The sequence below is a fragment of the Yinghuangia sp. YIM S10712 genome, assembly GCF_051388935.1.
Classification (GTDB): domain Bacteria; phylum Actinomycetota; class Actinomycetes; order Streptomycetales; family Streptomycetaceae; genus Yinghuangia.
This window is the reverse complement of sequence record NZ_JBPKBI010000012.1, coordinates 92,532-117,704: the sequence shown is the minus strand read 5'-3', so window position 1 is coordinate 117,704 and position 25,173 is coordinate 92,532. Positions and strand designations below refer to the sequence as shown.

The following is a 25,173-nucleotide window of genomic DNA, read 5'->3' as shown; positions in this document are numbered from 1 at the left end:
GGCCGCCCGCAGGGGAGCGGCCCGGCCCCACGGCTCAGGAGAATCAGACCAGGTCGAACCGGTCCAGGTTCATCACCTTCGTCCACGCCGCGACGAAGTCGCTCACGAACTTCTCCTTCGCGTCATCGCACGCGTAGACCTCCGCGAGCGCGCGCAGCTCCGAGTTCGACCCGAAGACGAGGTCCGCGCGGCTGCCGGTCCACTTGACCTCGCCGGTGGAGTCGCGGCCCTCGAACGTGTTCGCGTCCTCCGACGTCGCCGACCACGTCGTGCCCAGGTCGAGCAGGTTCACGAAGAAGTCGTTGGTCAGCTTGCCGGGGGTCTCGGTGAAGACGCCGAGCTGCGACTGCCCGTGGTTCGCGCCCAGCACCCTGAGGCCGCCGACGAGCACGGTCAGCTCGGGAGCGCTGAGCGTGAGCAAGTTCGCCCGGTCGAGCAGCAGGTACTCGGCCGGCAGCCGGTTGCCCTTGCCCTGGTAGTTGCGGAACCCGTCGGCGGTCGGTTCGAGCGCGGCGAACGACTCCACGTCGGTCTGGTCCTGCGACGCGTCGACGCGCCCGGGCGTGAACGGCACCTCGACGTCGAAGCCGGCGTCCTTCGCGGCCTTCTCGACGGCCGCACTTCCCGCGAGGACGATCACGTCGGCGAGCGAAACCTGCTTGGCACGCCCGCTGTTGAACGCCTCCTGGACCCCCTCCAGCGCACTCAGCACCGTGGCCAGCCGGTCGGGGTCGTTGACCTCCCACCCGATCTGCGGCTGGAGCCGCACCCGGGCACCGTTGGCGCCGCCGCGCTTGTCGCTGCCCCGGAAGGACGAGGCCGATGCCCATGCGGTCGACACCAGGTCGGACACCGACAGGCCCGACGTGAGGATCTGCTGCTTGAGCGCGGCGACGTCGTCCGCGTCGATCGTCTCCTCGGGCGCCTCGGGCAGCGGGTCCTGCCACAGCAGCGTCTCGGTCGGGACCTCCGGGCCGAGGTAGCGGACGACCGGGCCCATGTCGCGGTGCGTCAGCTTGAACCACGCGCGGGCGAACGCGTCCGCGAACTCGTCCGGGTTCTCCAGGAAGCGCCGCGATATCTGCTCGTACGCCGGGTCGAACCGCAGCGACAGGTCCGTCGTCAGCATCGTCGGGGCGTGGGTCTTCGACGGGTCGTGGGCGTCCGGTACGGTGCCGGCCCCGGCGCCGTTCTTCGGCCGCCACTGGTTCGCGCCGGCAGGGCTCTGGAACAGCTCCCATTCGTACGCGAACAGCGTCTCGAAGAAGCTGTTGTCCCACTTCGTCGGCGTGCTGGTCCAGATGCCTTCCAGGCCGCTGGTGATCGTGTCGCCGCCCTTGCCGGTGCCGAAGCTGTTCGCCCACCCCAGGCCCTGCGCCTCGATCGGCGCGGCCTCGGGGTCGGGGCCGACGGACTCGGCCGGGCCCGCGCCGTGGGTCTTGCCGAACGTGTGGCCGCCCGCGATGAGCGCGACCGTCTCCTCGTCGTTCATCGCCATCCGGCGGAACGTCTCACGGATGTCGCGCGCCGCCGCCAGCGGATCCGGATTGCCGTTCGGGCCTTCCGGGTTCACGTAGATGAGGCCCATCTGGACCGCGCCGAGCGGGTCCTCAAGCTCGCGGTCGCCGGTGTACCGCTCGTCGCCGAGCCATGTGGTCTCCGGACCCCAGTAGACGTCCTCGTCGGGCTCCCACACATCCGCCCGACCGCCGCCGAACCCGAAGGTCTTGAAGCCCATCGACTCCAGGGCGACGTTGCCGGCCAGGATGAGCAGGTCGGCCCACGAGAGATTCCGGCCGTACTTCTGCTTGACCGGCCACAGCAGTCGGCGGGCCTTGTCGAGGTTCCCGTTGTCCGGCCAACTGTTCAGTGGTGCGAACCGCTGCTGACCGGCGCCGGCCCCGCCGCGGCCGTCGCTGATCCGGTACGTCCCGGCGCTGTGCCACGCCATGCGGACCATGAACGGCCCGTAGTGGCCGAAGTCGGCGGGCCACCAGTCCTGCGAGGTGGTCAGCACCTCGGCTATGTCCCGCTTCACGGCCGGGAGGTCGAGGCTCTTGAAGGCCTCGGCGTAGTCGAAATCCGCGCCGTAGGGATCGGCCACGGCGGGGTTCTTCGCGAGGATCTTGAGGTTCAGCCGCTCCGGCCACCATTGGCGGTTTCCGCCGCCTTGGGTCGGGTGCGGGGCGCGCCCGTGCACGACCGGGCAGCCGCCGGTGTCCTCCGTCTTCGCGTCGGTGACGATTGCCTCATGGTTCTCAGACATGGGAATCCTTCCGGACCAGGCGGATCACGGGTGGTCGGGAGCAGTTGTGGTCTGGTGCTCTCGGCGAAACCGATCCTACGATGGACAGAGTCCAAGTCAAGAAATATGCCAAACACATATTGAATCGGAAGCCGGACATCCGCTGGTAAACTTGGCACACCCCGACCCCCCGAATTAGGTGAACCGACATGAGTGACCTGCTGGAACGACTGCGAGGGCGTGGCTGGCGGATGACCTCCCAGCGGCGTGTCGTTGCCGAGGTCCTCGATGGCGAGCACGTGCACCTGACCGCCGACGAAGTGCACGCCCGCGCGGCGCAGCGCCTCCCGGAGATCTCCCGGGCGACGGTCTACAACACCCTCGGCGAGCTGGTCTCCCTCGGCGAGGTCATCGAGGTCGCCACCGACGGCCGCGCGAAGCGCTACGACCCCAACGCCCACCGCCCGCACCAGCACCTGGTGTGCTCCAAGTGCGGCACCATCCGCGACGTGCACCCCGCCGGCAATCCGCTGGCCGACCTCCCCGCCGAGCAGCGGTACGGCTTCACGGTGTCCGAGGTCGAGGTGACCTACCGGGGACTCTGCCCGAACTGCGCGTAGACCCGGGCTTGACTGCGCGTACGTCGAGCCCGGCAAACGCCCGCCGGGCCTGACACGTCCACTGGCGGCTGGCACGCCATGCCGAGCCGACCTCGGCCCGGGCCAGGCGGGGGCGGGCTCCACGGACCGCCCCGACCCGACGCCAGAAAAACGAGTTATGGACGAGCGCCTGGTCTGGGGCGATCGTCAGGCCGGATGTGCGGCCCGGCGGGTGTTGGACCGGTGGCCGGGCCGTTGCACTCCAGCCGCCAGTGGGCGTCAGGCCGAGCGGGAGTTCGGGCGGCGGTGACCAGGCCGTCGTAACTCCAGCCGCCGAGCCCGACCGAGCTGCGTGCTGCTCACAAGCGCGCCGTGGCCCGCGTACTCGGCAGGCTGCGTCGGCTTCGTGACTCGATGCCGCCCTTTCGCATGTCTGGCGCGGGGAGAGGTCTGCTTCGGCGATACTGAAGCGCATTAGCGCCGCGGAGCGGCGCTGCCGGTCAGTACCACCGGTTTGCTTCGGCCCCTGGTGTTCCCGACTCCTGCCCAAGGAAGCATCGCCATGATCTCCGAATCTCTTCGTGACCGCCTGGTCTCCGCGTTTGCCGACCAAATGGCCGCCCGTGCAACGCAGTTCGCCCAACTCGTCCCGGCGCCGGGACGTGTGGTGTTCCTTGGTGACTCCATCACGGAGGGCGGCCTGTGGCACGAGTGGTTTCCGGATCTCCCCCTGATCAACCGGGGGATCGGCGGCAACACCATCGACGACGTCCTCGCCCGCCTCGACACCGCGATCGTCGCCCCCGCCGCGGTCTTCCTCCTCATCGGGACCAACGACATCGACACGGGAATCGCCGAGCTTGAGGCCTTCGCGCGCGGCCCGCGCCGCAGCGCCGGGCAGACCGCGGAACGCATGCGTCACCTGGTCACGGCCATCCGCGAACGTGCCCCGCACACCGCGCTGTTCATCCAAAGCGTGATGCCTCGTCAGGCTGTGCTCGCGGACGTGCTTCGTACGCTCAACGCCGATTACCGCCTGATCGCGTCGGAGGCCGAGGCGACGTACGTCGACCTGTGGCCCGCCCTCGCCGACGACGCGGGCGGGCTTCGGTCCGAATTCACGCTCGACAGCCTGCACTTGAACGGGGCGGGCTACGCGGCGTGGGTGCAGGTGCTGCGTCCGTACGTCGCGGGGCTGGAAGCCGTCCGCGGCAGTACGGGTGTCGAGGCGACGGTCTGATCGTTCGGCCGACCGGGGGGCCGACCCCGAAATGCGGTGGTCGGTTCCCCGGCTCAGCTCGTGCAGTAGGCGCTCTTGATCGCTTCCACGATCCTCCCGGCCTTGGCGATGTCCACCTCGGCGCCCGCGGCGCGGTACCGGTCCGCGGTGTACGAAACGACCGTGGCCTGGTCCTTGACGATGCGTATGTCGTCGCACGTGCTCATCGCGTGGAACAGCGCGGTGTCCGGGGCCTTGGTCAGCGCGGGGTCGATCGCGGCGAGGGCGGTGAGGACCGCCTTCTTCTGCTCGTCCGTCGGGGGTTGGAACGAGACGACCTGCGAGGGGCTGGTCTGGGCGCTTGTGGTCTCCGGTTCGTCCTGCTGGCTTCCGCAGCCCACGAGCAGGATCGGGGCGGCGATGGCCGCGATGACGGTCAGGCGGGTCGGTCGCATGGTGCTCCCCCGTCGGTGGTTCGTGACATGAGCGTTATATCAGGGGCGAGAGTCAGCTTGTGAGACCGGGCCCACCGACGGGTTGGGTCTATCCGCCCAGAGCGGATCCGCCCACGGCAGATTCCCCTGGTTCCGCCTCGGCCGACGGCCGATGGTGAGAGCCATGAGCGATGACACGAAGGCCCCGCTGTTCCACCAACGCGCGCGGCGCGAGCTGTACGCGCAGCGCGTGCTCGTCCTCGACGGCCCGCTCGACGACGACAACGGCACGCTGCTCACCACGCAACTGATCACCCTCGCCACCGAGAACCCGTCAGCGGACATCGCGCTGTGGATCCATTCGCCGGGCGGCTCGGTGCCGTCGATGCTGGCGATCCGCGACGTCATGCGGCTCGTGCCGTGCGACGTGTCCACGCTGGTCCTCGGAATCGCCTACAGCGCGGGGCAGTTCCTGCTGTCCGCCGGGACGCGCGGCAAGCGGCGGGCGCTGCCGCACGCCCGCGTGCTCATGCACCAGGGCTCCGCGGGGATCGCCGGAACCGCCGTCGACATCGAGTTGCAGGCCAACGATCTGCGCCACACCCGCGACACGGTCCTGGGCCTGATCGCCGAGGACACGGGGCAGCCCGTCGAGCGCGTCTTCGAAGACTCGCTGCACGACCGCTGGTACACCGCGCGCGAAGCGCTCGACTACGGGTTCATCGACACGATCGTCCAGGGGTTCGACGAGATCGCGCCGCGCGGCACCGCAGCCGTGGCCGGCTTCGCCGCGGGCCGGGGCATCGGATCGGACACCGGAGCTCAGGAAGGCACGCGATGAGCACCTACACCATCCCGAACGTCATCACCCGCGACGCGCGCGGCGAGCGCGTCATGGACGTCTACTCGCATCTCCTCGCCGAGCGCGTGATCTACCTGGGCACCGCCATCGACGCCGGCGTCGCCAACGCCCTCGTGGCACAACTGCTGTTCCTGGAGGCGGACAACCACGAACAGGACATCCAGCTCTACATCAACTGCGAAGGCGGCGACCCGAGCGCGATGCTCGCGGTGTACGACACCATGCGGTACATCCGGTCGCAGATCGCCACGACCTGCGTCGGGCAGGCCGTCGCCGTCGGCGCAGTCCTGCTCGCCGCGGGAGCCCCGGGCAAACGCGCCGCGCTTCCCCACGCGCGCGTCGTGCTCCACCAGCCCGCCGCCCAGGGCCGAGGCACGATCCCGGACCTGATCCTCCAGGCCGACGAAGTGGTACGCGTCCGCGCGGACATCGAGCGGATCCTCTCCCGGCACACCGGCCACAGCACGGCCACCCTGCGCGCCGACACCGACCACGACAGGGTCTTCACGGCGGCGGGGGCGAAGGAGTACGGCCTCGTCGACCTCGTCATCGAGGAACGCTGACGTCTTCTCGGCCCCCGCCGCCGGGCGGCTACGCGGCCAGCGCGTACGCGGTCCGGCAGGTGGGGGCCGACCGCCCCGCGGGCCGCGCGCTCTGCAGGTTCTGCGCGACCGCGAGCGTGAGATCCACGAGGGTCACCCCCAGTGCACCGGCGACCGCGGCGATCATCTCGCTCGACGGCTCCTTGATCCCGCGTTCCACCTCGGACAGGTACTGCGGCGAGACACCGGCGCGGCCCGCCGTCTCGGCGAGCGTCTCGCCGCGCTCGTGGCGCAGCGACCGGAAGTGCCCGCCGAGCACGTGACGCCACAGAGGCTCACGTGCGGGCGCGTTCGGCCGGTGCGGCAGGGGCGTACCGCGCCCGCCCTCGACGAGACGGGGCCCGACACGGGGGCCGCCCCCGGGATCCACCCGGGCATCCCCACGGGTCTCCGGCTCGGCATCGAAACGGGCAGGCAGCGAAGGCGCAGTCTCGGACATGCCTCATCGTAGGCCGCCCCCGCTCGTCCTTCCGATGCTCTCCGCCGAGAGCAGAACAGCCGGGCCGCCAAAGGCCCCGCCTGTTAACCGGCCCGGTCACCGGGTAGCCGCCGACGGTCGATGGCGTTTTCGCTGGGAGGCGGACATGGAGGCTTCGGTGGACAGGATCGCGCATCCGTGGGGGAGTCGTACGCCGCACGGGCGCCACGATCCGTGGCCGGCACGCGTGGACACCTACCTCGCCGAAGGCGTCGCCCCCGACTCGGTCCAGCGCTGGGTACAGGCCGCGTCGATTCTGCACTCCGACGGCGACGCGATGGACATCGCCGTCGTCGACGGCCGCATGGCCGGTGTGCGCGGCCGGGCCGTCGACCGCGTCAACCGCGGCAGGCTGGGGCCGAAGGACCTGTTCGGCTGGCAGGCGAACGCCTCCCCGGACCGGCTCACCCGACCGCTCGTACGCCGAGACGGGAGGCTGGTCCCGACCGACTGGGACACCGCGATGGACCTGGTCGTCACCCGCTCCCGCGACCTGCTCGACGAACGCGGCCCCGGGTCGATCGGGTTCTACACGTCGGGGCAGCTCTTCCTTGAGGAGTACTACACGCTGGCCGTCCTCGCCCGGGTCGGCATCGGCACGAACCATCTCGACGGCAACACCCGCCTCTGCACCTCGACGGCGGCCGAGGCGCTGAAGGAGTCCTTCGGCTGCGACGGCCAGCCGGGCAGCTACGACGACATCGACCACGCCGACGTCATCGCGTTGTACGGCCACAACCTCGCCGAGACCCAGCCCGTGCAGTGGATGCGGGTCCTGGACCGGCTGGAGGGCAACGACCCGCCGCGCCTGGTGTGCGTCGATCCCCGGCCCACTCGTGTCGCGCGCCACGCGGCGGTGCACCTGGCGCCGCGCCCGGGCACCAACGTCGCGCTGCTCAACGCGCTGCTCCACGAGGTCATCCGCCGCGACCGCGTCGACCGCGACTACATCGCCGCCCACACCGTCGGATTCGAGGAACTGGCCGAGCGCGTCAAGCACTGCACCCCCGGATGGGCGGCCGGGATCTGCGACGTCCCCGCGGCGCGCATCGCCGAAGCGGCGGACGTCATCGGCACCGCCGACGCGCTGCTGTCCACGGTTCTGCAAGGCGTGTACCAGTCACACCAGGCCACCGCGGCCGCCGTCCAGATCAACAACCTGCACCTGATCCGCGGCATGCTCGGCCGTCCGGGGGCCGGGGTCCTCCAGATGAACGGCCAGCCCACCGCGCAGAACACCCGCGAATGCGGCGCGAACGGAGACCTGCCCGGTTTCCGCAACTGGCAGAACGACGCCCATGTCGCCGACCTGGCCGAGGTGTGGAACGTCGACCCGCAGACCATCCCGCACTACGCGCCGCCCACCCACGCGATGCAGATGTTCCGGTACGCCGAACAGGGCTCGATCCGCATGTTGTGGATCAGCGGCACCAACCCCGCCGTCTCACTGCCCGAACTCGGCCGTATCCGTTCGATCCTGGCGCAGGAGCGTTTGTTCACAGTCGTCCAGGATCTGTTCCTGACCGAGACCGCGAGCCTGGCCGACGTGGTCCTGCCCGCCGCCACCTGGGGTGAGAAAACCGGCACGTTCACCAACGCCGACCGCACGGTGCACCTGTCCGACAAGGCCGTCGAACCGCCCGGCGACGCCAGGCCCGACCTGGACATCTTCCTCGACTACGCCCGACGCATGGACTTCCGCGACAAGGACGAACAGCCGCTGATCACCTGGCGACCCCGAGGCGGCCTTCGAGGCCTGGAAGCGCTGTAGCGCCGGACGCCCCTGCGACTACACCGGGCTGACGTACGCCAAGCTCCGCGGCGGAACCGGGATCCAGTGGCCCTGCAACGACCGGGCTCCCGACGGCACCGACCGCCTCTACACGGACGGCATCACCTGGGCGCACCCCGACGTCTGCGAGGACTACGGCAAGGACCTGGTGACCGGCGCCGCCGACAGCGTCGTGGAGTACCGGTCGCTCAACCCCGACGGCAAAGCCATGATCAAGGCCGCCGAATACCTGCCGCCGCACGAGACCCCCAGCGCGCAGTACCCGTTCCGACTCAGCACCGGACGCACGCTGTACCACTTCCACACCCGCACCAAGACCGGCCGCGCCCCGCAACTCGACGCGGCGGCACCGGACGTGTGGGTGGAGATCTCGTCCCCGGACGCGGCCCGACTCGGGTACTCCGAGGGTGACCTCGTCGAAGTCCGCACACCCCGAGGCGCGTTGCAGGGGCGGCTGCGGATCACCGACCTGCGGCCCGGTGTTCTGTTCGTGCCCTTCCACTACGGCTACTGGGACACCCCCGCACGCAGCGGACCGGACGAGACGACACCGCCGCGCGCGGCGAACGAAGCCACCGTGACCGACTGGGACCCGGCGTCCAAGCAACCGATCTTCAAAACCGCGGCCGCCGCGCTGACCCGCATCCGTACCGGCGACGGACGCCCCGCACCCGCACCCACCACCACCGCATCGGCGCCGGCGTCGGCCGACGCCGTGCACACCACCACCGTCGGCGGGCGGACCGCACACGCGTCACAGGCCCCCGACACGACCCGAGTCTCCCGGGGAGGCAACCGGTGAACGGCATCACCCTCGCGCTGCGCGTCCTCCACCGCGGCGAACGGCGCCTGGCCGGGCGGCTCGTGACCGTCGCCCAACGCCACCGCACCGAACACGAAGTCCACCACGTCGCCGTCGACCTGGCCCGCTGGTCCCGCGAGCACGTCGACCGCCTGGCCGCAGCCGCGGCCGACTACCACCTGAACCTGGGCGGCCCGTCCGACAACGCGACCGAGGGCGTCTTGCCGACGCTTCGGAAGAAGGCCTCCGAAGCCATCGGCCGTCGCCCCGAACCGGGACTGCTTCTCCTGCGCGATCTGCGCCAACTCCACCTCGCGGCGGCCGAGAACTCGCTGCACTGGGAAATGCTCGCGCAGGCAGCCCAGGCGAAAAGGGACAGCACCCTGCTCGGACTCGCCTCCGACTGCCACCCCCGCACACTGCGCCAGATGCGCTGGACCAACACCATGATCAAGACCCTGTCGCCGCAGGTGCTCACCACCCCGATCGCGGGCACGCGCTGACCGGAGTACGCCCGACGCGTTCGGTTCCGGGTGTCGGAGCACCACGGCGTGCCGGGCGTCGCCGGATCCGCGCCGACCGTGCTTGCCGCCGCCGTCGCGGGGTCGACGACGCGGATCCGCGTCGGGACCGGCGGGGTGATGCTGCCGAACCACCAGCCACTCGTGGTGGCCGAGCAGTTCGGTGTCCTCGAATCGCTGTTCCCCGGACGGATCGACATGGGCATCGGCCGCTCGGTCGGATTCACCGACGGAATACGCCGCGCACTCGGCCGCGACAAGCTCGACGCCGCCACCTTTCCCGACCAACTGGCCGAACTGCTCGGGTATTTCACAGGCGATCAGACCGTGCACCCCGGCGTGCACGCACGGCCCGCCGAGGGACTGCGGCCGGCGCCTTTCGTACTGGCGACAGGTGAGGGCGCCGGACACGCCGCCCGTGCCGGGCTGCCGCTGGTGATGGCGTTGTTCGGCGCCGAGGAGCGCACGCTGCGGGCGATCGACGAATACCGCGCGCTGTTCCGGCCGTCGGAGTGGGCGCGGGAGCCGTACGTCGTCGTCGCGGGCTCGGTCGCGGTCGCCGACACGGAGCAGGAGGCCGAGGAACTGCTGGTGCCGGAGGCGTGGTCGGCCGCGTACGCACGCACCCACGGGGTGTTTCCGCCGCTGATGCCCGCCCGCGAGATCCGAGGCCTCACCTTGACGGCGAAGGAGCGCACGTACTTGGCCGACGGACTGCGCGGACACGTACGCGGAACCGGGCAACAGGTCGAGGCGGAGCTCGAACGCATCCTCACCGCCACGGGCGCGGACGAATTCATGCTCACCACAAGCACGTTCGACCGCAACCGGATGACCGACACCTACACCCGCCTCGCCCGCATGGCAGGGCTCGTCGCGACGGTCGGCTGACCGGCCGCGCCGGACGGCGGGGGAGTGGGCCGACGGCCGTCACGCCAAGTCGTCCAGCCCGACGCGATACCAGTCGTGTCCGCACAACACATGCAGGTCGGCGCCCTGCGCGAAGACGCGGTACCGATCGGGAAGCGGGGAGCCGTCGGGCAGGCAGAGCCGGAAGGCGGCCGTCGGGTGGAACCGGCCCTCGCCCAGGCGGCCTGTGACCCGTGCGGGGCCGTCATCGTGGGGGCGACCGATCACGGCGACGCGGTCGCCGCCGACCAGCAGGACATGGATCCTGGCGAGCGTGTCGTGGGCCCACCCGGTCTTCCGCCCGTCCTGGATCCGCACGATGGGGTGGGTCTGCTCGTACGACACCCAGGCAGTCTCCCCGTCGACGTTGAGTGCGGGGGAGTCCCACATTCCGCCCCACTCGTCGCCGCCCATGGCATACGACCAGTCGAGCCGCAGGTCCGGGCCGAAACGCACCAAGCCGGATGCCCCGATCGGCGGCGGCGCTCCGTCATACCCCCAACCGAAGTTGCCGAAGATGCCCTCGTCGAAGTAGCGGACCCAGCTGTTGCCGGCCGGTGTCGTGACGACGTCCGCGATACCGTCGCCGAACACGCCCTCCGCCGAGACGCGCCCGTCTGCGTCGTGCACGACAGCGTTCCGTTCGGGCCCCTCGGGCTCCGGACGCCACCAGGCCCGGGTACCCACCAGCAGGACCCGGCCTTCCGGCAGGAGTTGGACGTGCGGATGCGACACGGTCAGCCGAGGGATCCTGGCGGCCTCCGCCGGCTCCGGGCCGTGCACGGTCACGCGGGCCGACACATCCGCGGACATCCGCGTCTGGGGGAACGACACCCCGGACGGCGCCGTGATCCGCGTCTGCGTCGCCGTGGCAGCCGCACGAGGCGTCCACAGCACGACGACCCGGCCGCCCGGGGCCAGTCCGACGGCCGCGGGCTCATCACCCGGATCACCGCCGGCGCCGGGTGTCAGCACCGCGTGATGTCGCAGAGACACCGCGGCCTCGTCCATGTCCGCCCCCATCCGCATCTCCGGCCGCACTCGCGAACCGGTAGGGGCGCCACGGTAGTCAATCGGCCCGCTCCCCACCGGACGGCCGGTCGGCGCCGAGCAGCGACGGGGGAGAGGCGCCGATGACGGCCGCGGCCGAGCCGCGGGTCCACCGGCGGCGGGGCGCGACCGACGGTAGATTCACGCCCAGCCGCCGAACCGTGTCGGCGAGGCAGACCTCGAACGCGCCTGCCCGCGAACCCGGTACCGCCGGCGGCCCGAACCGTACACGATGGCTCGCCAGGGCTCGGCAGGCGACTTCGGTCGCTTCGCGGGCCGGGAGGTCTGCATGCTGCGTTCACCGGACCCCGACGCACCCGGGGCGATACCGAGACCCCCCGCGGGCCGCGGCAGGGGCGCTGTCGCGCGCCATGTCGTCCGTGCCCAGGGGCGCACGCGTCCGCTGCTGAGCCCCGGGCCCTTCTGCCACGGCTCGAAGGCGGCGCCGGACATCGAGGCGTGGCGCGAAATCCTCCGTGACGCCGTCGTGGAGTTGGACGCGACCCCGGTCGACCCCGCCGTACGGTCCGGCTACACCGGCTGGGTCTACCTGCTCGACGCCGGCGCGGTCACGATCACCGACGTCGCGTCCGACCCGTTGCGCGCGGCTCGCACCCGGCGGCTGATCGACCGCAACCCCGTGGACTTCTGCCACCTCATGCTCGCCCGGCGCCCGAGCCATACGACCGTCGAGGACCGGCACAACAAACTGCGCCCGGGCGATGCGGTGTTGCTCGACTCGACCCGGCAGTACTCGTTCACCGCCGACGCCTTCGCGCACTATCTGTCGGTGAACGTGCCGCGCGCCGCACTGATCCGCGACCTGCGGACCACACCCGAGCTCGGGCGGGTCATCCCGGCCCACGATCCCGCGGTGCGCGTCCTCACTTCCGTGGTTGCCGAGCTCGGCCGCGGGGCGGCCGACCTGCCACCCGAGATGCTGACCGAACTCGGCCACACCACCTACGAGTTGCTGGTGTCCACGCTGCGCATGGCCGCGGCGGGCGACACTCGGTTGTCCAGCCCGCGACTGTCCCGGCGGGCGCAACTGCCGCGCATGCAGGACTTCGTGCGCCGCCGGTTCGCCGACCCCGAGCTGTGCCCGCAACTGATCGCCACCGCTTTCGGCGTCTCGGTGCGCTACGTCGACCTCGTGTTCAGCGAAGGCAACTCCTCGCCGTCCCGGTTCATCCGCGAGACCCGCCTCGCGGCGGCGCGGCGCATGCTCGCCGATCCCCGCCGGGAACACCGCTCGATCGCCGAAGTCGCGCGGTCGGTCGGCATCACGGATCCCAGCGTGTTCACCCGCATGTTCCGTCGGCAGTTCGACATCACGCCGAGTGAGTACCGGGCGCACGCAAGCGTTCAGGCCGACTGAGCGGCGAAGGTTCCGCGTTCCGGCGCGCTTGCCGGGTGTCGGGGAACGCGAAGGGCCCCGTGGGGTACGGCGGTTCCCCGTTATGCTCGGCCCCGCTTCGGCCGGTGTCGGCCGAAGGCCCGACGCAGGGACGCCGGCGGGCGCCGTGACCAGGTCGAGCGCGGTGACGGCGTTGCCCCCGGCGACCGCGTGACACGCCAGAACAGGAACACGGGGACAACATTGCGTGCGTTTGCCGCCGCGGCCGGAATGCTTGCGGCCGTCATACTTTCCGGCTGTTCGGACGACGGGGACGGCAAGTCCTCGACACATACAGTGACTTACGAGATCCTCGGCCGCGGCCCGGTCGATGTGCGGTACGCCGTGGACGACCCCGATTCGGAGGGTGAGGAAGCCAAGGGCGTCCAGTCGGGGTGGACCAAGACGATCGAGGTCACGAGTCCCGAGACGCTGATGCACATGACCGTGTACCCGTCCGCGGACGAGGCGCCGGAAGAGACCGTCACGTGCCGCGTCACGCTGGACGGCAAGGTCGTGGACGAGAAGTCGATCAGGCGCGGGGACAGCTCCGACGTCCTTCAGTGCGAAGCCGACATCTCCTGATCGCGTCATGACTGTTCCGCCCGCCTTCACGATCATGCCGACGTGGTTCGTGATCGCGTCGCCGGGCGGGCGGTCAGACACGGTCACTCGGTTTGTCACCCGTTCGAGTGATTTTCGGGGTGTGTTCGAGTCCGTGCCCGCAGTGTCCCCTGCCGAGCCGGGCCGGGGGGTTCAGACCCTTATGGGACTGTGTGCCTGACCGGTGTGGGTGCAAGGTCCGGAATTCCCCCGGCGTTCCCGCCCGACGCGCGGCCGTCTCCGGCGCCGCGCCGGGGGCGCGCGCAGTGCCGCGGATCGTTAGGTTGCCTAGTCTGCGGGCGCACGCCGGGCCCGCGGCTGCCCCGTGAAGCCCTCCGGTACTGCGACCGACAGAACCTCCGGCCGCGGCAACCGGCCCTGATGCGTACCGACACCGCCGTGGAGGCGACACGATGACCACCGAGAAGTCGGCCGCCGTCGAACTCACCGACGCCATGACCGCGCTTGTCCGCGTACTGGTGTACGCGACCGTGCCGCCCGGCGGGCCGGGGTTCACGCAGCCCGGCGACGCCCACGCGACGCTGGGCAACCTGTCCACCGCCACGATGGGACTGCCCCAGGCGTTCCGGCAGATCGACGAGTTCCTCACCGGTCTCCTGGCCGACGGGCGGCTCCAGGTCGACGGCGGCAGCAACGCCGCCCCGCGCGTCATCGAGGTCCACTCGGCCCTGGAGAACGCCGCGGACTACGCCAACGCGCTGTCCGCCGCCCTGGGCCGCGCGCAGGCAGCCCTCGAATCCGTCTCACTGCGGGACTCGTTCCAGGCCTTCGCACCGGCCTGAGCACCCGCCCGCGCGGCAGCACACCAAGCGTGCGGGCCGCACACGGAACCGCAGGAGCCCTCACAGGCCCGGCGCCGCCCATACCGGGAACCAGCGGGTCAGATCCGGCTCGATCGGCAGGTCGTCCCGCACGGTCGCCTTGACCTCCAACTCCAGGGGACTGTCGCGTTTGTCGCCCGGCAGCGGCGCGAACGGGTAGAACGTGCCCCGCTTGTAGAGGTAGACCAACGCGAGCGTACGCGCCCGCGCGTCACGGAACGCGACGAGTGAACACAGCAAGTGCGACCCGAACCCGTCGGCCTCCAGCGCCGAGTTCACCGCGTGCAGGTCGTTCACCAGCGCCGCGACGTCGTCGGGCGGGCGCCGGGACGTCAGCCACGAATAGCCGTACTCGTCACGGCTGAACTCCGCCGACGAGCCGGCACCACCGTCCGCGTCCGCGCCCCGCAGCAGCGCGTCGACCTCGCCGCTCACCCGCGTGAACGCGGCGCCTTCCAGGGACGCGAAACACACCGCGCCCGTCCCCGTCGGCGCGAACCCCATCGCAGCCTGGAGGGTGACCGCCGCCGACGGCACCCCGAAAAGCTGGTCCAGGTCCGGCCGCACGGGCTTCGTACGCCCCAACACGGTGTCCCAGAAGCCCATCGCGCCTCCCACTCACGGGGTCTCGTCGCCGAGCTCCGCCGAGATCTCCGCCAAGGCGTCCAGGCGGCGCTGCAACGGCGGATGCGTGGAGAAGATGTTCGCCAACGTCGTCCCGGGGCCGAGCGCGGGAGTGAAGAAGAACGAGTTGAACGTCTGCGCGGTGCGCAGGTCCCGCGTCGGAATGCGCGCGATGTCGCCGCTCACCTTCGTCAGCGCCGAAGCCAGCGCGGACGGCCGGCCCGTGAGCTGCGCGCCCGCCCGGTCGGCGGCCAGCTCGCGGTAGCGCGACAGCGCCCGGATCAGCAGGAAACTGATCGCGTAGACCAGCGCGGAGACCAACATGACCAGGGCGAAGATGACCGCGGTGTTCTGGTCGCGCCGGTCCCGCCCGCCGAAAAGCTGTGAGTAGAACGCGAACCGCACGATCAGCCCGGCGATCACCCCGAGGAACGACGCGATCGTGATCACCGCGACGTCACGGTGCGCCACGTGCGACAGCTCGTGCGCGAGCACGCCCTGCAACTCCGCGGGATCGAGTCGGCGCTGAAGCCCCCGTGTCACGCACACCACCGACCGGTTCGGATTGCGCCCGGTGGCGAACGCGTTCGGCAGATCCATGTCCGACACCGCGACCTTCGGCTTCGGCATGTCCGCGGCGGCGCACAACCGGTCCACGACGCCGTGGAGTTCCGGCTCCTCCTCGGGTGTCACAACGCGACTTCGCATCGCGTACATCGCGATGCGGTCCGAGAACCAGTACTGCGCGCCCAACAGGACCGCGGCGATCACCACCACCAGGACGACCGACTTGAGCAACGCGATCAGCGCGGCGACGAACGCCACGTACAACAGCCCGAGAAGGAACATCGTGACCAGCATGCGGCGGGTCAGCTTCCGGTCGGACGCGAAACGGCTGCGCACCGCCGTCACCCCGGAACCAGGCCCTCGTCGGTCAGCATCGCGCGGACCTGTTCCAAACTCGTGTCCTCGTCGGGCAGCACCAGATCGGACGGCTTGATCGCGTCGTCCGGCAGCGGCGTCCCCATCGCCCGCACCGCCCCGAGCAGATCGGCGACCGCGGCCGCGAACGCCGCGTCCTCGCCCGCGTCCGCAGCCGACTGCACCACCGCGTCGAGCTCGTTGAGACGATCCATGTCGGCGTCGGCGACCTCGTACTGGCCCTCGCCCAGAATCCGCATGATCATGACGTCGACCCCTTCGTACGGCCTTCGCCCTCGCCGAGCGCCGGAACCTCCGGGGCGGCCGTCAACCCGGCCTTCATGCGCGCGAGTTCCGCGTCCACGTCGCGGTCCGCGGAGGCGGCGTCCAGCTCGGCCTGGATGTCGTCCCGTCCGGACGGCAGCGACGCGTCCTCCAAGGCACCCGAGGCGATCAGCTCGTCCAGCGCGCCCGCGCGGGCCTGCATCTGCTCGGTCTTGTCCTCGGCCCGCTGCACCGCCAGGCCGACGTCGCCCATCTCCTCGCCGATGCCGGTCACGGCCTCGGTGATCCGCGTCTGCGCCTCCGCCGCGGTGTACGTGGCCTTGATCGTCTCCTTGCGGGTGCGGAACGCGTCCACCTTCGCCTGCAACCGCTCGGCCGCCAGCGAAAGCTTCTCCTGCTGCTCCCGCAACGACGCCTGCTGCTGCTCCAGATCCGCGATCTGCGTCGTCACCGCACCTCGCCGGGTCAGCGCCTCACGTGCGAGATCCTCCCGGCCCGCGGCGAGCGCCTGCTGCGCCTGGTCTCGCAGCTTCTCGTCGGACGCGTGCAACTTGCCCACCTGCAACTCGACCCGCTTGGTGCTGGTCGCGACATCGGCCACCCCGCGGCGGACCTTGCGCAGCATTTCCAGTTGCTGCGAGTACGAGTAATCCAGGACCTCGCGCGGGTCCTCGGCCTTGTCCAGTGCCTTGTTCGCCTTGATCCGGAACAAGGAGGCCATGCGTTTGGCGATGCTTTCCATGGCTACCGTTTCCTCGGGAACGCCGCGCGCGGGGGCGGATTGGACCCGCCGCCAAGTGGCGGCCGACCGTCCGCCGACGCCTTCCCGGGGGTCTTTGTCCCCGGGCGCGGGGCTTCGCGGGATCGCCCGTGCCGAAGGGCGACGCGCGGCACCTTCCACGATATAGACCCCCGGAGAAACCCGCCGCCGAGGGATGAACCGATACATATCGCCGCCTCGGAGGGTGTGCTCACCCGCCGCCCGCGTGGACTCTTGGCCGCGCCGAACGAACCGGTTTTTTGCGGCAGTTCCGTGTGAAACCGAGCCAAGGACCCACCGCGAAGTTCGACGCAGGGTCGAAAAACGTTTGCCCCGAGGCCAGTCGGGCGCCTCCTGGCGCCGATGTGATCACCGAGGATCCTCCCCCTGCGAGCGGTCTTCCGCGCAGTCATTCGAACCGCTTCCAGCAGCTTCGAACCAAAATCTCGAACTTTTCGAACATGAGGTGTGATGTCCGTGTCACGACCCCGCGTGTCCCGTCGCGGCTTCCTCGGTTTCTCCGCCGCGAGCGCCGGAGCCGTCATGCTCGGCACCGGCACCTGGTCGGCGTCGCCGGCCTACGCCGCCCCCACCGGACTGGGCAACCCCTTCACCCTCGGCGTCGCCTCCGGCGACCCCATGCACGACAGCGTCGTCCTGTGGACCCGGCTCGCGCCGGACCCCTTCGCCGTGGACGGCCGCGGCGGCATGCCCGACCAGCCGGTGCGGGTGGAGTACGAGGTCGCCAAGGACGAGCGGTTCCGTTCCGCGGTCCGCCGCGGCAGCGTCGTCGCCATGCCCGAACTCGGCCACTCCGTCCACCCGGAGGTGTCCGGCCTGGCCCCCGGCCACGAGTACTTCTACCGCTTCCGCGTCGGCGGCGAGATCAGCCGGGTCGGACGCACCCGCACCACACCCCACCCCCGCTCCCAGCCCCGGCGGCTCCGCTTCGCCTTCGCCTCCTGCCAGGCCTGGCAGGACGGCTACTACACCGCGTACGACCACATGGCGAACGAAGACCTCGACCTGGTCGTGCACCTCGGCGACTACCTCTACGAGTACGGCGTCGCCACCAACAGGCGCGGCGTGACCACCGACCCCCGGTTCCACACCGAGACCGCCGACCTGGCCCGCTACCGGTTGCAGTACGCCCTCTACAAGTCCGAGGCGCCGCTGCAAAACGCGCACGCGCAGTTCCCGTGGATCCAGACCATGGACGACCACGAGGTCGACAACAACTGGGCCGCCGACATCCCCGAGAACCGCAACCCGAACCAGGGCAACGACACCACCGAGCGCTTCCTGAGGCGTCGCGCCGACGCGTTCCAGGCGATGTACGAGAACATGCCGCTGCGCGCCGCCCAGATGCCGTCCGGCCCCGACATGCGCCTGCACCGGCGCCTGCCGTACGGCCGTCTCGCCGACTTCACCATGCTGGACACCCGCCAATACCGCACCGACCAGCCGTGCGGCGACGGCGGCGGCACCACCTGCGGGGACCGGTTCGACCCCGACCGCACCATGCTCGGCGGCAAGCAGCGCGAATGGCTCCTCGACGGGTTCCGCTCCTCGTCGGCCCGCTGGCAGATCCTCGGCAACCAGGCCCCGATGATCCAGACCGACCGCAACCCCGACCCGGCCGTGACCGACGTCTGGTACGACCCGTGGGACGGCTACGTCGCCGAACGCAACCAGGTCCTCGCCGCCGCCCGCGACCGCGGCGTACCCAACCTCGTGGTCATCACCGGCGACCGGCACCAGAACTACGCCGCCAATCTGCACCTCGACTACGCCGACCCCGGATCCCCCGTCGTGGGCACGGAGTTCGTCGGCACCTCGATCACCAGCGGCGGCGACGGCTACGACGTCGACGCCACCGGACAGACATTCCTCGACGCCAACCCGCACATGAAGTTCTTCAACGCCCAGCGCGGCTACGCCTCGGTGACCGTCACCCCGGAACTGTGGCGCACCGACTTCCGGGTCGTCGACTACGTCACCCGCCCCGGCTCGCCGGTCCGCACCCGCGCCGGCCTCGTCGTGCAGGACCGCGTCCCGGGCGTGCAGTACGCCTGACCCTGTGGCCCCGGTGCCGTCCGCCCGCCCGCCCGCGCACGGCACCGGGCGCCGCATACGATCCCGCCAGTGACCGCCCGCGCCGCGGGACGAAACAGCGGGAGGACGAAGCCATGGCCGACCGGACGCCGGACCCACCGCTCCCCCTGCTGGTCGTCGACGCGGCCAACGTCGTCGGCTCGGTACCCGACGGCTGGTGGCGCGACCGCCGAGCGGCGGCGGCACGCCTGCGGGACGCGCTGGCCCCCTTGGCCGCACGGGGCCTGGCCGCCGCCGACCGGGTCCCGAAGTGGGCGACGGAAGGCCCCCTGGACATCCGGATGGTGGTCGAGGGCGCCGCCCGCGACCTGCCCGGAGTACCGGGGGTGCACGTCACCGGGGCACCCGGCAGCGGCGACGACGAGATCGTGCGCCTCGTCGCCGCCGAGCACGCGTCGGACCCCACACGACCGTGCCTCGTGGTCACCGCCGACCGCGAACTACGTTCCCATGTGGGCGAGTTCGGCGCGGTGGTGAGCGGACCACACACCCTGCCGCGCCGCTGAGCGCACACCGGCCCGAGCCCTTCACCTCTGCCGTCTGCCCGGCCGCGCGTCAGCCGCCTGGGCGCCGGCCCCGCGCAACCGCGCCCTCGCGCTTGTACGTCACCGCCACCGGCGCCGCCTCGATGTGTTCCACGCCGGCCAGTGCGCCGAATGCCTCCACCACGAGGTCATGGAGCTCGGCGACGTCCCGGCACACCACGTACGCGCCGAGGTTCATCGGTCCGGTGGTCACCGCCGCGAAGCCGATCGACGGATGCGCGGCCAGTGCCTCGCCGACCGACGCGATGTGCGAGGGCCGGACGGTCATCCACAGCAGCGCCGTCATCGTGTGACCCAGCGCCGCGAAGTCCATCTCCAGTTCGAAGAACACCATGCCCGCCCGGCGCAGCACGTCCAGCCGCCGGCGCACCGCCGTCTCCGAAACCGAACACGCCCGGGCCAGATCGGCGTACGACGCCCGGCCGTCCACCGACAGCGCCCCCAACAGCGCCTCGTCCATGTCCGCCGCCGCGGGCAGCGCCCCCTCCCACGACACGGCGGGCGCCGCGGACACCACGGCGTCCTGCTGGGCGGGGGACAGCGCCGATGTCGCCGAGTAGCTTTGCGGGCCGCCGACGACCACCCGCAGAACCCTCGCCGCGCTGACCGACGTCACCCCGGACGTACGGCCCAGACCGCGCATGAGTGCCAGGTTGTGCTCGTCGGCGGGGTCGGAGCGCACCGAGCACCACAGCTCCGTCGCCGCGGAAACCGACTGCACCCAGGCCGTCCCCGGCGCGTCGGCGAGCGCCCGGCCGATCCCGTCGGTCGCCGCGGGCGAGCAGCGAACCCGGATGAGCCAGGTCGGCTGGCCGGTGCGGCGCACGTCCCGCACCCCGACCACCCGGCACTGCGCCTGCGTGCGCAGGCGGCGGAACCGGCGGGCCACCGTGGACTCCGAGACGCCGAGGATGTCGGCTATTCGGGAGAACGGGGCCCGGGCGTCGAGCTCCAGGGCATGGACCAGCGCCCGGTCGAGATCGTCGAACACGGCGGAATCCACCCTTGAAACCCTATTGGACGACGGAATCCGCACACGTTCGGCCCATGGCTCGCTTCGAACCGCGGGAATCGAGACAGTGATCGCCGTGGCGCCGGTCACCTCCGCCCGTACGCTTCCGCCGTCCGGGGCACCACCACGAGACCGTCGCACCCGCCGGCCCTGTTCCTCCGCCGCCCCTCATGGGAGTCGCCATGCGCAAATGGGTACCGCTGATCGCGGTTTGCCTCGGATCGTTCATGCTGCTCGTCGACGTCACCATCGTCATCGTCGCGATGCCGGACATGGCCGGTGACCTGGACGCGTCCTTCGCCGACCTGCAATGGGTGCTCGACGCGTACTCGCTCGCGCTGGCCGCCGTCCTGCTCGCCGTCGGCAGCCTCGCCGACCGGTTCGGGCGCCGCGCGACGTTCGTCGCCGGGACGCTGGTGTTCACCGCGGCGTCGGTGCTGTGCGCCCTCGCCCCCGACACCGCGACCCTGATCGCCGCCCGCGCCGTGCAGGGGATAGGCGCATCCGCGATGTTCGCCACCACCCTCGCTCTGCTCGGACACGTCTACGAGGGCCGGGACCGCAGCGTCGCGATCGGCGTGTGGGGAGCGGTCTCCGGCGCGGCCGCCGCGGTGGGTCCGATCGCCGGCGGGCTCCTGACCGAGCACTTCGGATGGGAATGGATCTTCCTGGTCAACCTGCCGATCGGCCTGGTGACGGTCGCGTTGTCACTGCGCGTCCTCGACGAGTCCCACGGCGACCGCGCCGCGCGCCTCGACCTGCCCGGCCTGGTGACGTTCACCGCGGCTGCGGGCCTGGTCACGTACGGCCTCATCCGCGCCGGCGGCGACGGCTGGGGCGACACCGTGGTGCTCACCGTGCTCGCCGTGGGAGCCGTCGCCCTGGCCGCGTTCGTCGTCGCGGAGCGCCGCGTCGCGCACCCGATGCTCGACCTGGACCTGTTCCGCAGCCCGGCGTTCAGCGCGATCATGCTCGCCGGGGCGCTGTCCCAGTTCGCGGCGTTCGCATGCTTCCCGCAGGTCTCGGTGTGGCTTCAGTCGCTGCTCGGCTACGGGCCCGTCGCGACAGGGCTCACCCTGCTGCCGATGGCCGCCACGTCGTTCGTGGTCGCCGGTGTTTCCGGGCGCCTGCTGCACGACGTGCACCCGCGCGGGCCGGTCGGATTCGGGATCGTGATCATCGGCGTGGGGTCCCTCCTGCTGGCGCTGCTCGACGCCGACTCCGGGCGGTGGGTCCTGGTGCCGGGCCTGGTGGCCATCGGCATCGGGGTCGGGCTGGCGATTCCGCAGATCGCCGGGGTCGCGCTCGGCGCGGTGCCGCCGCACCGGGCGGGCATGGCCGGAGGCGCGCTCAACACCTTCCGCCAGTTGGGCTTCGCCCTGGGCATCGCCATCGTCGGTGTCGTCTTCCGCTCCGCCGTCGAAGGGCGCCTCGACGGTGCCGCGGGGATCGCCGACCCGGGTGCCGCCGCCGAGGCCGTCGGCGCGGGCGGCGCCCCGGGGATCGTCGCGGCGGCTCCGCCCGGCACCGCGGACACCGTGCGCGCGGCGATCGACGAGGCGTTCGCGGCGGGCCTGGACCGCGTGTTCGTGGTCTGCGGCACGGTCGGGATCATCGCGGGTGTGCTGGTCCTGATCGCGGTACGCACACCGGCACCCGCTGCGAAGCCCACGCCCGCGAGCGGCGGCCTACCCGGGCGGGAGCACGCCGGGACCGCCTGAGCGGGCCCGCGACGATGTTCGCCCGGCGCGGGCCCGCTCAGGCGGGCGGACGCTACTCCTCCTCGGCGGCGTGGTGCCTGACCACGGTGTCCGGGCCGGGCGACATCAACGTCTCGTGACCGTCCTCGAAGCGCACGCGGTACGGTGGCGCGCCGCCCTCGCCGAGCACTTCGATGACCTCGGCGATCCGGTCCGACTGACCCACGGTTCGTCCGTGGACGAGCAGCTTGTCACCGACACTTGCCTGCATCTGCGCCTCCTGTTTCACCGGAACGGCTTATTCCAGGCGAGGTCTCCCCGGGCGTTCCCCGGGCATGCGCGCCCTCACCCGATCGGGCTGTCGCCCGATGGGCGAACTTCGGGCCTCGCGTCCGAACACCCGTGCTCGGCGGTCAGTGTGCGCGTGGAGCACAGGGGTGCCGTCACGTGTGGCCGCGCGCAATCACCCGGCGCGTGCCCGCCGGGTGCGGGAGCGGTTGGCCTTGCGGATCGATTCCAGCAGCTCCGCGCGGCTCATCCGGGAGCGGCCGGGGATGTCCAGGCGCCGGGCCACGCCGTACAAGTGCTGCTTGGACGCCTGCTCGTCGACGCCCTCGCCGCTGCGGGCACCACTCCCTCGCGGCTTCGCCGACTGCGGATCGGACGGGCCCTTGCGTCCGCCCTCCTTGCGCTCCCAGTGGTCGCCGACCTTCTCGTACTTGTGCTTGAGCGCCCCATAGGCGACACGATGGGCTCGCTCACCCTCGCCGTACTGCTCGACGGCCGAATCATGCGCTTTGACCCACGTCCGCTGTGCTTCCTCGTCGGAACGCGCCAACGTGGACGGAAGCTCCTGGCGTCCGGGCATTCCGCTCACCTTCCGAATATCGGCGCCGGTGTTGCCGTGCAACCGCACGCCTGGCCGCTGCCCGGGGCAGTGAGCGGAAAACACCGCCGGCCGGGAACGCGCCGGAGCGTGCCGTGCCTCGGCGCCGCGGCGGACCGGGGCGTAGCCTCGACCGGGTCGCCGGAGGCGGCGCCGTGCGGGCCTGTCCGCCTCCTCCGGCCCGTCCCCGCCCGGCACTTCGGGCCGCACTACGACCGAGACCACGGAGGGCCGACCGCCATGAGCCGTCGCATCGCCACCAACACGTCCGTCGATCTGGACGGCCTGCTGGAATTCGTCCGGCCCCGGCACCGGGCCCTGCTCATCACCCGCCGCGCCGACGGCTCGCCGCAGGCCTCACCGCTGACCTGCGGCGTGGACGACTCGGGGCGGCTGGTGATGTCCACCTATCCGGAACGCGCCAAGACGCGCAACGCCCGCCGCGACCCCGAGGTGAGTGTGGTCGTCCTGTCGGACGACTGGAACGGGCCCTGGGTCCAGATCGACGGCGACGCGGAGGTCATCGACGCCCCCGACTCCGTCGAACCCCTCGTCGAGTACTTCCGGAACATCTCCGGCGAACATCCGGACTGGGACGAGTACCGCACCGCAATGCTGAAGCAGGGCAAGTCGATTCTTCGCGTCACTCCGCGCCGCTGGGGCCCGGTCGCCACCGGCGGATTCCCCGCCCGACTCGCCGACGCGTGAGCGCCGGGACCCCGCGGGTCCCGGAACGATGCCGGCCCGCGGGCGTCGCAGGTTCGCGTCACCGCCGGCCGCGCGCTCGGTTCACAGTTCCGGCAGGATGCGGCCGTCCTCGTCGAGCGGCGGGTGGATCTGCGTCGGCGGCTGCGAGTTCACGTCGGATGGGCGGGGGCCCTCCGGACCGTCCGGACCCCAGCGGACCAGCCGGCGGGTCCGGCCGATCTGGTGGACGCTGCCGCGGAACTCCAGCCGGTCCGGGCGTTCGGCACGCAGTGCGGCCGCGGCCTGTGCGTACGGGATGAGTTCGGAGCAAGGCCGACCGTCCACGGTGGGGCTGTCCGCGTCGGTCGTCGGGTCGCACTCGAACGGGATGAGGCCGTGTTGGCGCGGCCACAGCCAGGTCAGTGCGAAGACGAGCGATTTGCGGGCGGCGTGTGCGGTGGGGTGTGGGCCGCTGGTCGGGCTCCACCCGGCGGCGTGCCGCTCGACGACCGTGAAGCACGCCGGCAGCAGCAGCACATCGGGGTGGGTCGTCAGGGCACGGTCCGAGTCGGCGCGGACCTCGTCCGGGAACCGGCTGCCGGTGTACCGCAGGTCGCGAAGCGCCAGTTGTTCCAAAGCCTGCGACGGAGTGACGGGCGCCTCCGGGTCCAGGACCAGCCCGTCGTCGATGTCGGGCTCGCGGGACGCGCGGTTCCAGTCCGGCACCGGCGGCTCCGGGTCGGTGGGACGCGGCCCTTCGATGCCGCCGTCGGCGGCGACCGCGTACTCCTCGGCGCGGACGATCCGGTAGCGGGTGCCGAGCACACGCAGTTCGTCGACGGTTTCGGTCTCCAACCGCGCGACCGCCGCAAGCAGTTCACGGCGTTCCTCGCGGCTCAAGTCGGGGCTGCGCGCCAGGTTCCACAACAGCGAGTTGAGGCCGTCGCGAGCCAATTGCGGGCAGCCGTCGGTGACCGGGCACACCACACGCCACCGCGGCCCGTCCTCGGCGGCCTGGGCCACGACACCGAACAGGGGACCGCGTACCACCAGCGTGCCCTCGCGCCTCGCGGCGTCGACCGCGTCCGCCTCCACGGCGGCCTCCACCGGCTCGGTCGGCACCCGGACCAACAACGGCCGGCTGCCGCCCGGCACTGCGTCTTCGTGATCCATGGCACCATCCTGCCGACACGGCCGACACCGTGCAGGCCTATGACGGAATCACGCCGTGGATCGCGGAAGTCCAGGCAGCCACCGGGACTTCGGGCCGGTAGGTATGGAAGT

Annotated in this window: 24 protein-coding genes and 2 pseudogenes; 14 read left to right on the top strand and 12 right to left on the bottom strand. The window is 71.3% G+C overall.

What is annotated here, in order from left to right; all coding sequences use genetic code 11:
• Positions 1-43 precede the first annotated feature (43 nt).
• Positions 44-2,266 carry a catalase/peroxidase HPI gene (gene katG / locus ACRX5W_RS22890; RefSeq protein WP_436790134.1) on the bottom strand — a complete coding sequence of 741 codons (2,223 nt, stop codon included), beginning with the start codon at positions 2,264-2,266 and terminating at the stop codon, positions 44-46.
• A gap of 188 nt (positions 2,267-2,454) precedes the next feature.
• On the opposite strand from katG, the gene ACRX5W_RS22885 reads away from it, so the two are divergent.
• Entirely contained in the window at positions 2,455-2,865 is a 411-nt protein-coding gene (locus tag ACRX5W_RS22885; RefSeq protein ID WP_436790133.1) for a Fur family transcriptional regulator, read from the top strand.
• A gap of 541 nt (positions 2,866-3,406) precedes the next feature.
• Positions 3,407-4,084: a GDSL-type esterase/lipase family protein gene (locus ACRX5W_RS22880; RefSeq protein WP_436790132.1), complete on the top strand. Its 678-nt coding sequence runs from the start codon at positions 3,407-3,409 to the stop codon at positions 4,082-4,084.
• Between the two features lie 53 nt (positions 4,085-4,137).
• Here ACRX5W_RS22880 and ACRX5W_RS22875 read toward each other — a convergent pair whose 3' ends face one another.
• The gene (locus ACRX5W_RS22875) at positions 4,138-4,518 is read right to left on the bottom strand and encodes a hypothetical protein (RefSeq protein WP_436790131.1); all 381 of its coding nucleotides are present in this window, start codon (positions 4,516-4,518) and stop codon (positions 4,138-4,140) included.
• Positions 4,519-4,681: 163 nt separating this feature from the next.
• On the opposite strand from ACRX5W_RS22875, the gene ACRX5W_RS22870 reads away from it, so the two are divergent.
• Both ACRX5W_RS22870 and ACRX5W_RS22865 read left to right on the top strand, forming a co-directional pair.
• Positions 4,682-5,338, top strand: a complete 657-nt coding sequence (locus ACRX5W_RS22870) for a ClpP family protease (RefSeq protein ID WP_436790130.1) — start codon at positions 4,682-4,684, stop codon at positions 5,336-5,338.
• The gene (locus ACRX5W_RS22865; protein ID WP_436790129.1) at positions 5,335-5,922 is read left to right on the top strand and encodes a ClpP family protease; all 588 of its coding nucleotides are present in this window, start codon (positions 5,335-5,337) and stop codon (positions 5,920-5,922) included. The genes ACRX5W_RS22870 and ACRX5W_RS22865 overlap by 4 nt, the downstream gene beginning before the upstream one ends.
• Before the next feature lie 28 nt (positions 5,923-5,950).
• Here ACRX5W_RS22865 and ACRX5W_RS22860 read toward each other — a convergent pair whose 3' ends face one another.
• Positions 5,951-6,400 carry a helix-turn-helix domain-containing protein gene (locus ACRX5W_RS22860; RefSeq protein WP_436790128.1) on the bottom strand — a complete coding sequence of 150 codons (450 nt, stop codon included), beginning with the start codon at positions 6,398-6,400 and terminating at the stop codon, positions 5,951-5,953.
• 145 nt (positions 6,401-6,545) lie between these two features.
• Here ACRX5W_RS22860 and ACRX5W_RS22855 point away from each other — a divergent pair.
• The 3 genes and pseudogenes from ACRX5W_RS22855 to ACRX5W_RS22845 form a co-directional block, all read left to right on the top strand.
• A pseudogene (locus ACRX5W_RS22855) lies at positions 6,546-9,033 on the top strand (molybdopterin oxidoreductase family protein).
• Entirely contained in the window at positions 9,030-9,536 is a 507-nt protein-coding gene (locus tag ACRX5W_RS22850; RefSeq protein ID WP_436790127.1) for a hypothetical protein, read from the top strand. Before ACRX5W_RS22855 ends, ACRX5W_RS22850 begins: the two are co-directional and overlap by 4 nt.
• 21 nt (positions 9,537-9,557) lie before the next feature.
• Positions 9,558-10,445, top strand: a pseudogene (locus ACRX5W_RS22845) (MsnO8 family LLM class oxidoreductase); the annotation flags it as partial.
• Between the two features lie 39 nt (positions 10,446-10,484).
• On the opposite strand, the gene ACRX5W_RS22840 reads toward ACRX5W_RS22845, so the two are convergent.
• On the bottom strand, positions 10,485-11,486 hold the full coding sequence (locus ACRX5W_RS22840) for a hypothetical protein (RefSeq protein ID WP_436790126.1): 1,002 nt from the start codon (positions 11,484-11,486) through the stop codon (positions 10,485-10,487).
• 316 nt (positions 11,487-11,802) lie between these two features.
• On the opposite strand from ACRX5W_RS22840, the gene ACRX5W_RS22835 reads away from it, so the two are divergent.
• The 3 genes from ACRX5W_RS22835 (at position 11,803) to ACRX5W_RS22825 (ending at position 14,315) form a co-directional block, all read left to right on the top strand.
• Positions 11,803-12,891 (top strand): helix-turn-helix domain-containing protein, encoded by a 1,089-nt coding sequence (locus ACRX5W_RS22835; protein ID WP_436790125.1) that lies wholly within the window; start codon positions 11,803-11,805, stop codon positions 12,889-12,891.
• Positions 12,892-13,206: 315 nt separating this feature from the next.
• Positions 13,207-13,494: an MmpS family transport accessory protein gene (locus tag ACRX5W_RS22830; protein WP_436790124.1), complete on the top strand. Its 288-nt coding sequence runs from the start codon at positions 13,207-13,209 to the stop codon at positions 13,492-13,494.
• A gap of 431 nt (positions 13,495-13,925) precedes the next feature.
• The gene (locus tag ACRX5W_RS22825; protein ID WP_436790123.1) at positions 13,926-14,315 is read left to right on the top strand and encodes a hypothetical protein; all 390 of its coding nucleotides are present in this window, start codon (positions 13,926-13,928) and stop codon (positions 14,313-14,315) included.
• Between the two features lie 60 nt (positions 14,316-14,375).
• On the opposite strand, the gene pspAB is transcribed toward ACRX5W_RS22825, so the two are convergent.
• From pspAB to ACRX5W_RS22805, 4 genes are read right to left on the bottom strand one after another with little or no spacing between them, the layout of a single operon-like run.
• Positions 14,376-14,960 carry a PspA-associated protein PspAB gene (gene pspAB / locus ACRX5W_RS22820; protein WP_436790122.1) on the bottom strand — a complete coding sequence of 195 codons (585 nt, stop codon included), beginning with the start codon at positions 14,958-14,960 and terminating at the stop codon, positions 14,376-14,378.
• Between the two features lie 12 nt (positions 14,961-14,972).
• A complete protein-coding gene (htpX, locus tag ACRX5W_RS22815; protein WP_436790121.1) occupies positions 14,973-15,881 on the bottom strand; it encodes a zinc metalloprotease HtpX in 909 nt (302 codons plus the stop codon).
• 5 nt (positions 15,882-15,886) lie between these two features.
• Positions 15,887-16,165 (bottom strand): PspA-associated protein PspAA, encoded by a 279-nt coding sequence (pspAA, locus tag ACRX5W_RS22810; RefSeq protein WP_436790120.1) that lies wholly within the window; start codon positions 16,163-16,165, stop codon positions 15,887-15,889.
• Complete coding sequence (locus tag ACRX5W_RS22805) at positions 16,162-16,926, bottom strand: PspA/IM30 family protein (protein WP_436790119.1); 765 nt, start codon at positions 16,924-16,926, stop codon at positions 16,162-16,164. The genes pspAA and ACRX5W_RS22805 overlap by 4 nt, the downstream gene beginning before the upstream one ends.
• 495 nt (positions 16,927-17,421) lie before the next feature.
• Here ACRX5W_RS22805 and ACRX5W_RS22800 point away from each other — a divergent pair, with 495 nt between their 5' ends.
• Positions 17,422-19,020, top strand: coding sequence for an alkaline phosphatase D family protein (locus ACRX5W_RS22800; RefSeq protein WP_436790118.1), 1,599 nt, complete (start codon positions 17,422-17,424; stop codon positions 19,018-19,020).
• A gap of 113 nt (positions 19,021-19,133) precedes the next feature.
• The gene (locus tag ACRX5W_RS22795) at positions 19,134-19,565 is read left to right on the top strand and encodes an NTP pyrophosphohydrolase (RefSeq protein ID WP_436790117.1); all 432 of its coding nucleotides are present in this window, start codon (positions 19,134-19,136) and stop codon (positions 19,563-19,565) included.
• 49 nt (positions 19,566-19,614) lie between these two features.
• On the opposite strand, the gene ACRX5W_RS22790 is transcribed toward ACRX5W_RS22795, so the two are convergent.
• The gene (locus ACRX5W_RS22790; RefSeq protein WP_436790116.1) at positions 19,615-20,607 is read right to left on the bottom strand and encodes an Lrp/AsnC family transcriptional regulator; all 993 of its coding nucleotides are present in this window, start codon (positions 20,605-20,607) and stop codon (positions 19,615-19,617) included.
• 191 nt (positions 20,608-20,798) lie between these two features.
• Here ACRX5W_RS22790 and ACRX5W_RS22785 point away from each other — a divergent pair, with 191 nt between their 5' ends.
• On the top strand, positions 20,799-22,337 hold the full coding sequence (locus ACRX5W_RS22785; protein ID WP_436790115.1) for an MFS transporter: 1,539 nt from the start codon (positions 20,799-20,801) through the stop codon (positions 22,335-22,337).
• Between the two features lie 52 nt (positions 22,338-22,389).
• Here ACRX5W_RS22785 and ACRX5W_RS22780 read toward each other — a convergent pair whose 3' ends face one another.
• Together ACRX5W_RS22780 and ACRX5W_RS22775 are read right to left on the bottom strand one after the other, a co-directional pair.
• Complete coding sequence (locus ACRX5W_RS22780) at positions 22,390-22,587, bottom strand: DUF1918 domain-containing protein (protein ID WP_436790114.1); 198 nt, start codon at positions 22,585-22,587, stop codon at positions 22,390-22,392.
• A 192-nt stretch (positions 22,588-22,779) separates the two neighbouring features.
• Positions 22,780-23,184 carry a ChaB family protein gene (locus ACRX5W_RS22775; protein WP_436790113.1) on the bottom strand — a complete coding sequence of 135 codons (405 nt, stop codon included), beginning with the start codon at positions 23,182-23,184 and terminating at the stop codon, positions 22,780-22,782.
• 258 nt (positions 23,185-23,442) lie between these two features.
• Between ACRX5W_RS22775 and ACRX5W_RS22770 the strand changes: the two genes are divergently transcribed.
• Positions 23,443-23,910 carry a PPOX class F420-dependent oxidoreductase gene (locus tag ACRX5W_RS22770; RefSeq protein WP_436790112.1) on the top strand — a complete coding sequence of 156 codons (468 nt, stop codon included), beginning with the start codon at positions 23,443-23,445 and terminating at the stop codon, positions 23,908-23,910.
• An 81-nt stretch (positions 23,911-23,991) separates the two neighbouring features.
• Here the strand turns inward: ACRX5W_RS22770 and ACRX5W_RS22765 are convergent, their stop codons facing one another.
• Positions 23,992-25,062: a DUF5954 family protein gene (locus ACRX5W_RS22765; RefSeq protein ID WP_436790111.1), complete on the bottom strand. Its 1,071-nt coding sequence runs from the start codon at positions 25,060-25,062 to the stop codon at positions 23,992-23,994.
• Positions 25,063-25,173: the final 111 nt, after the last annotated feature.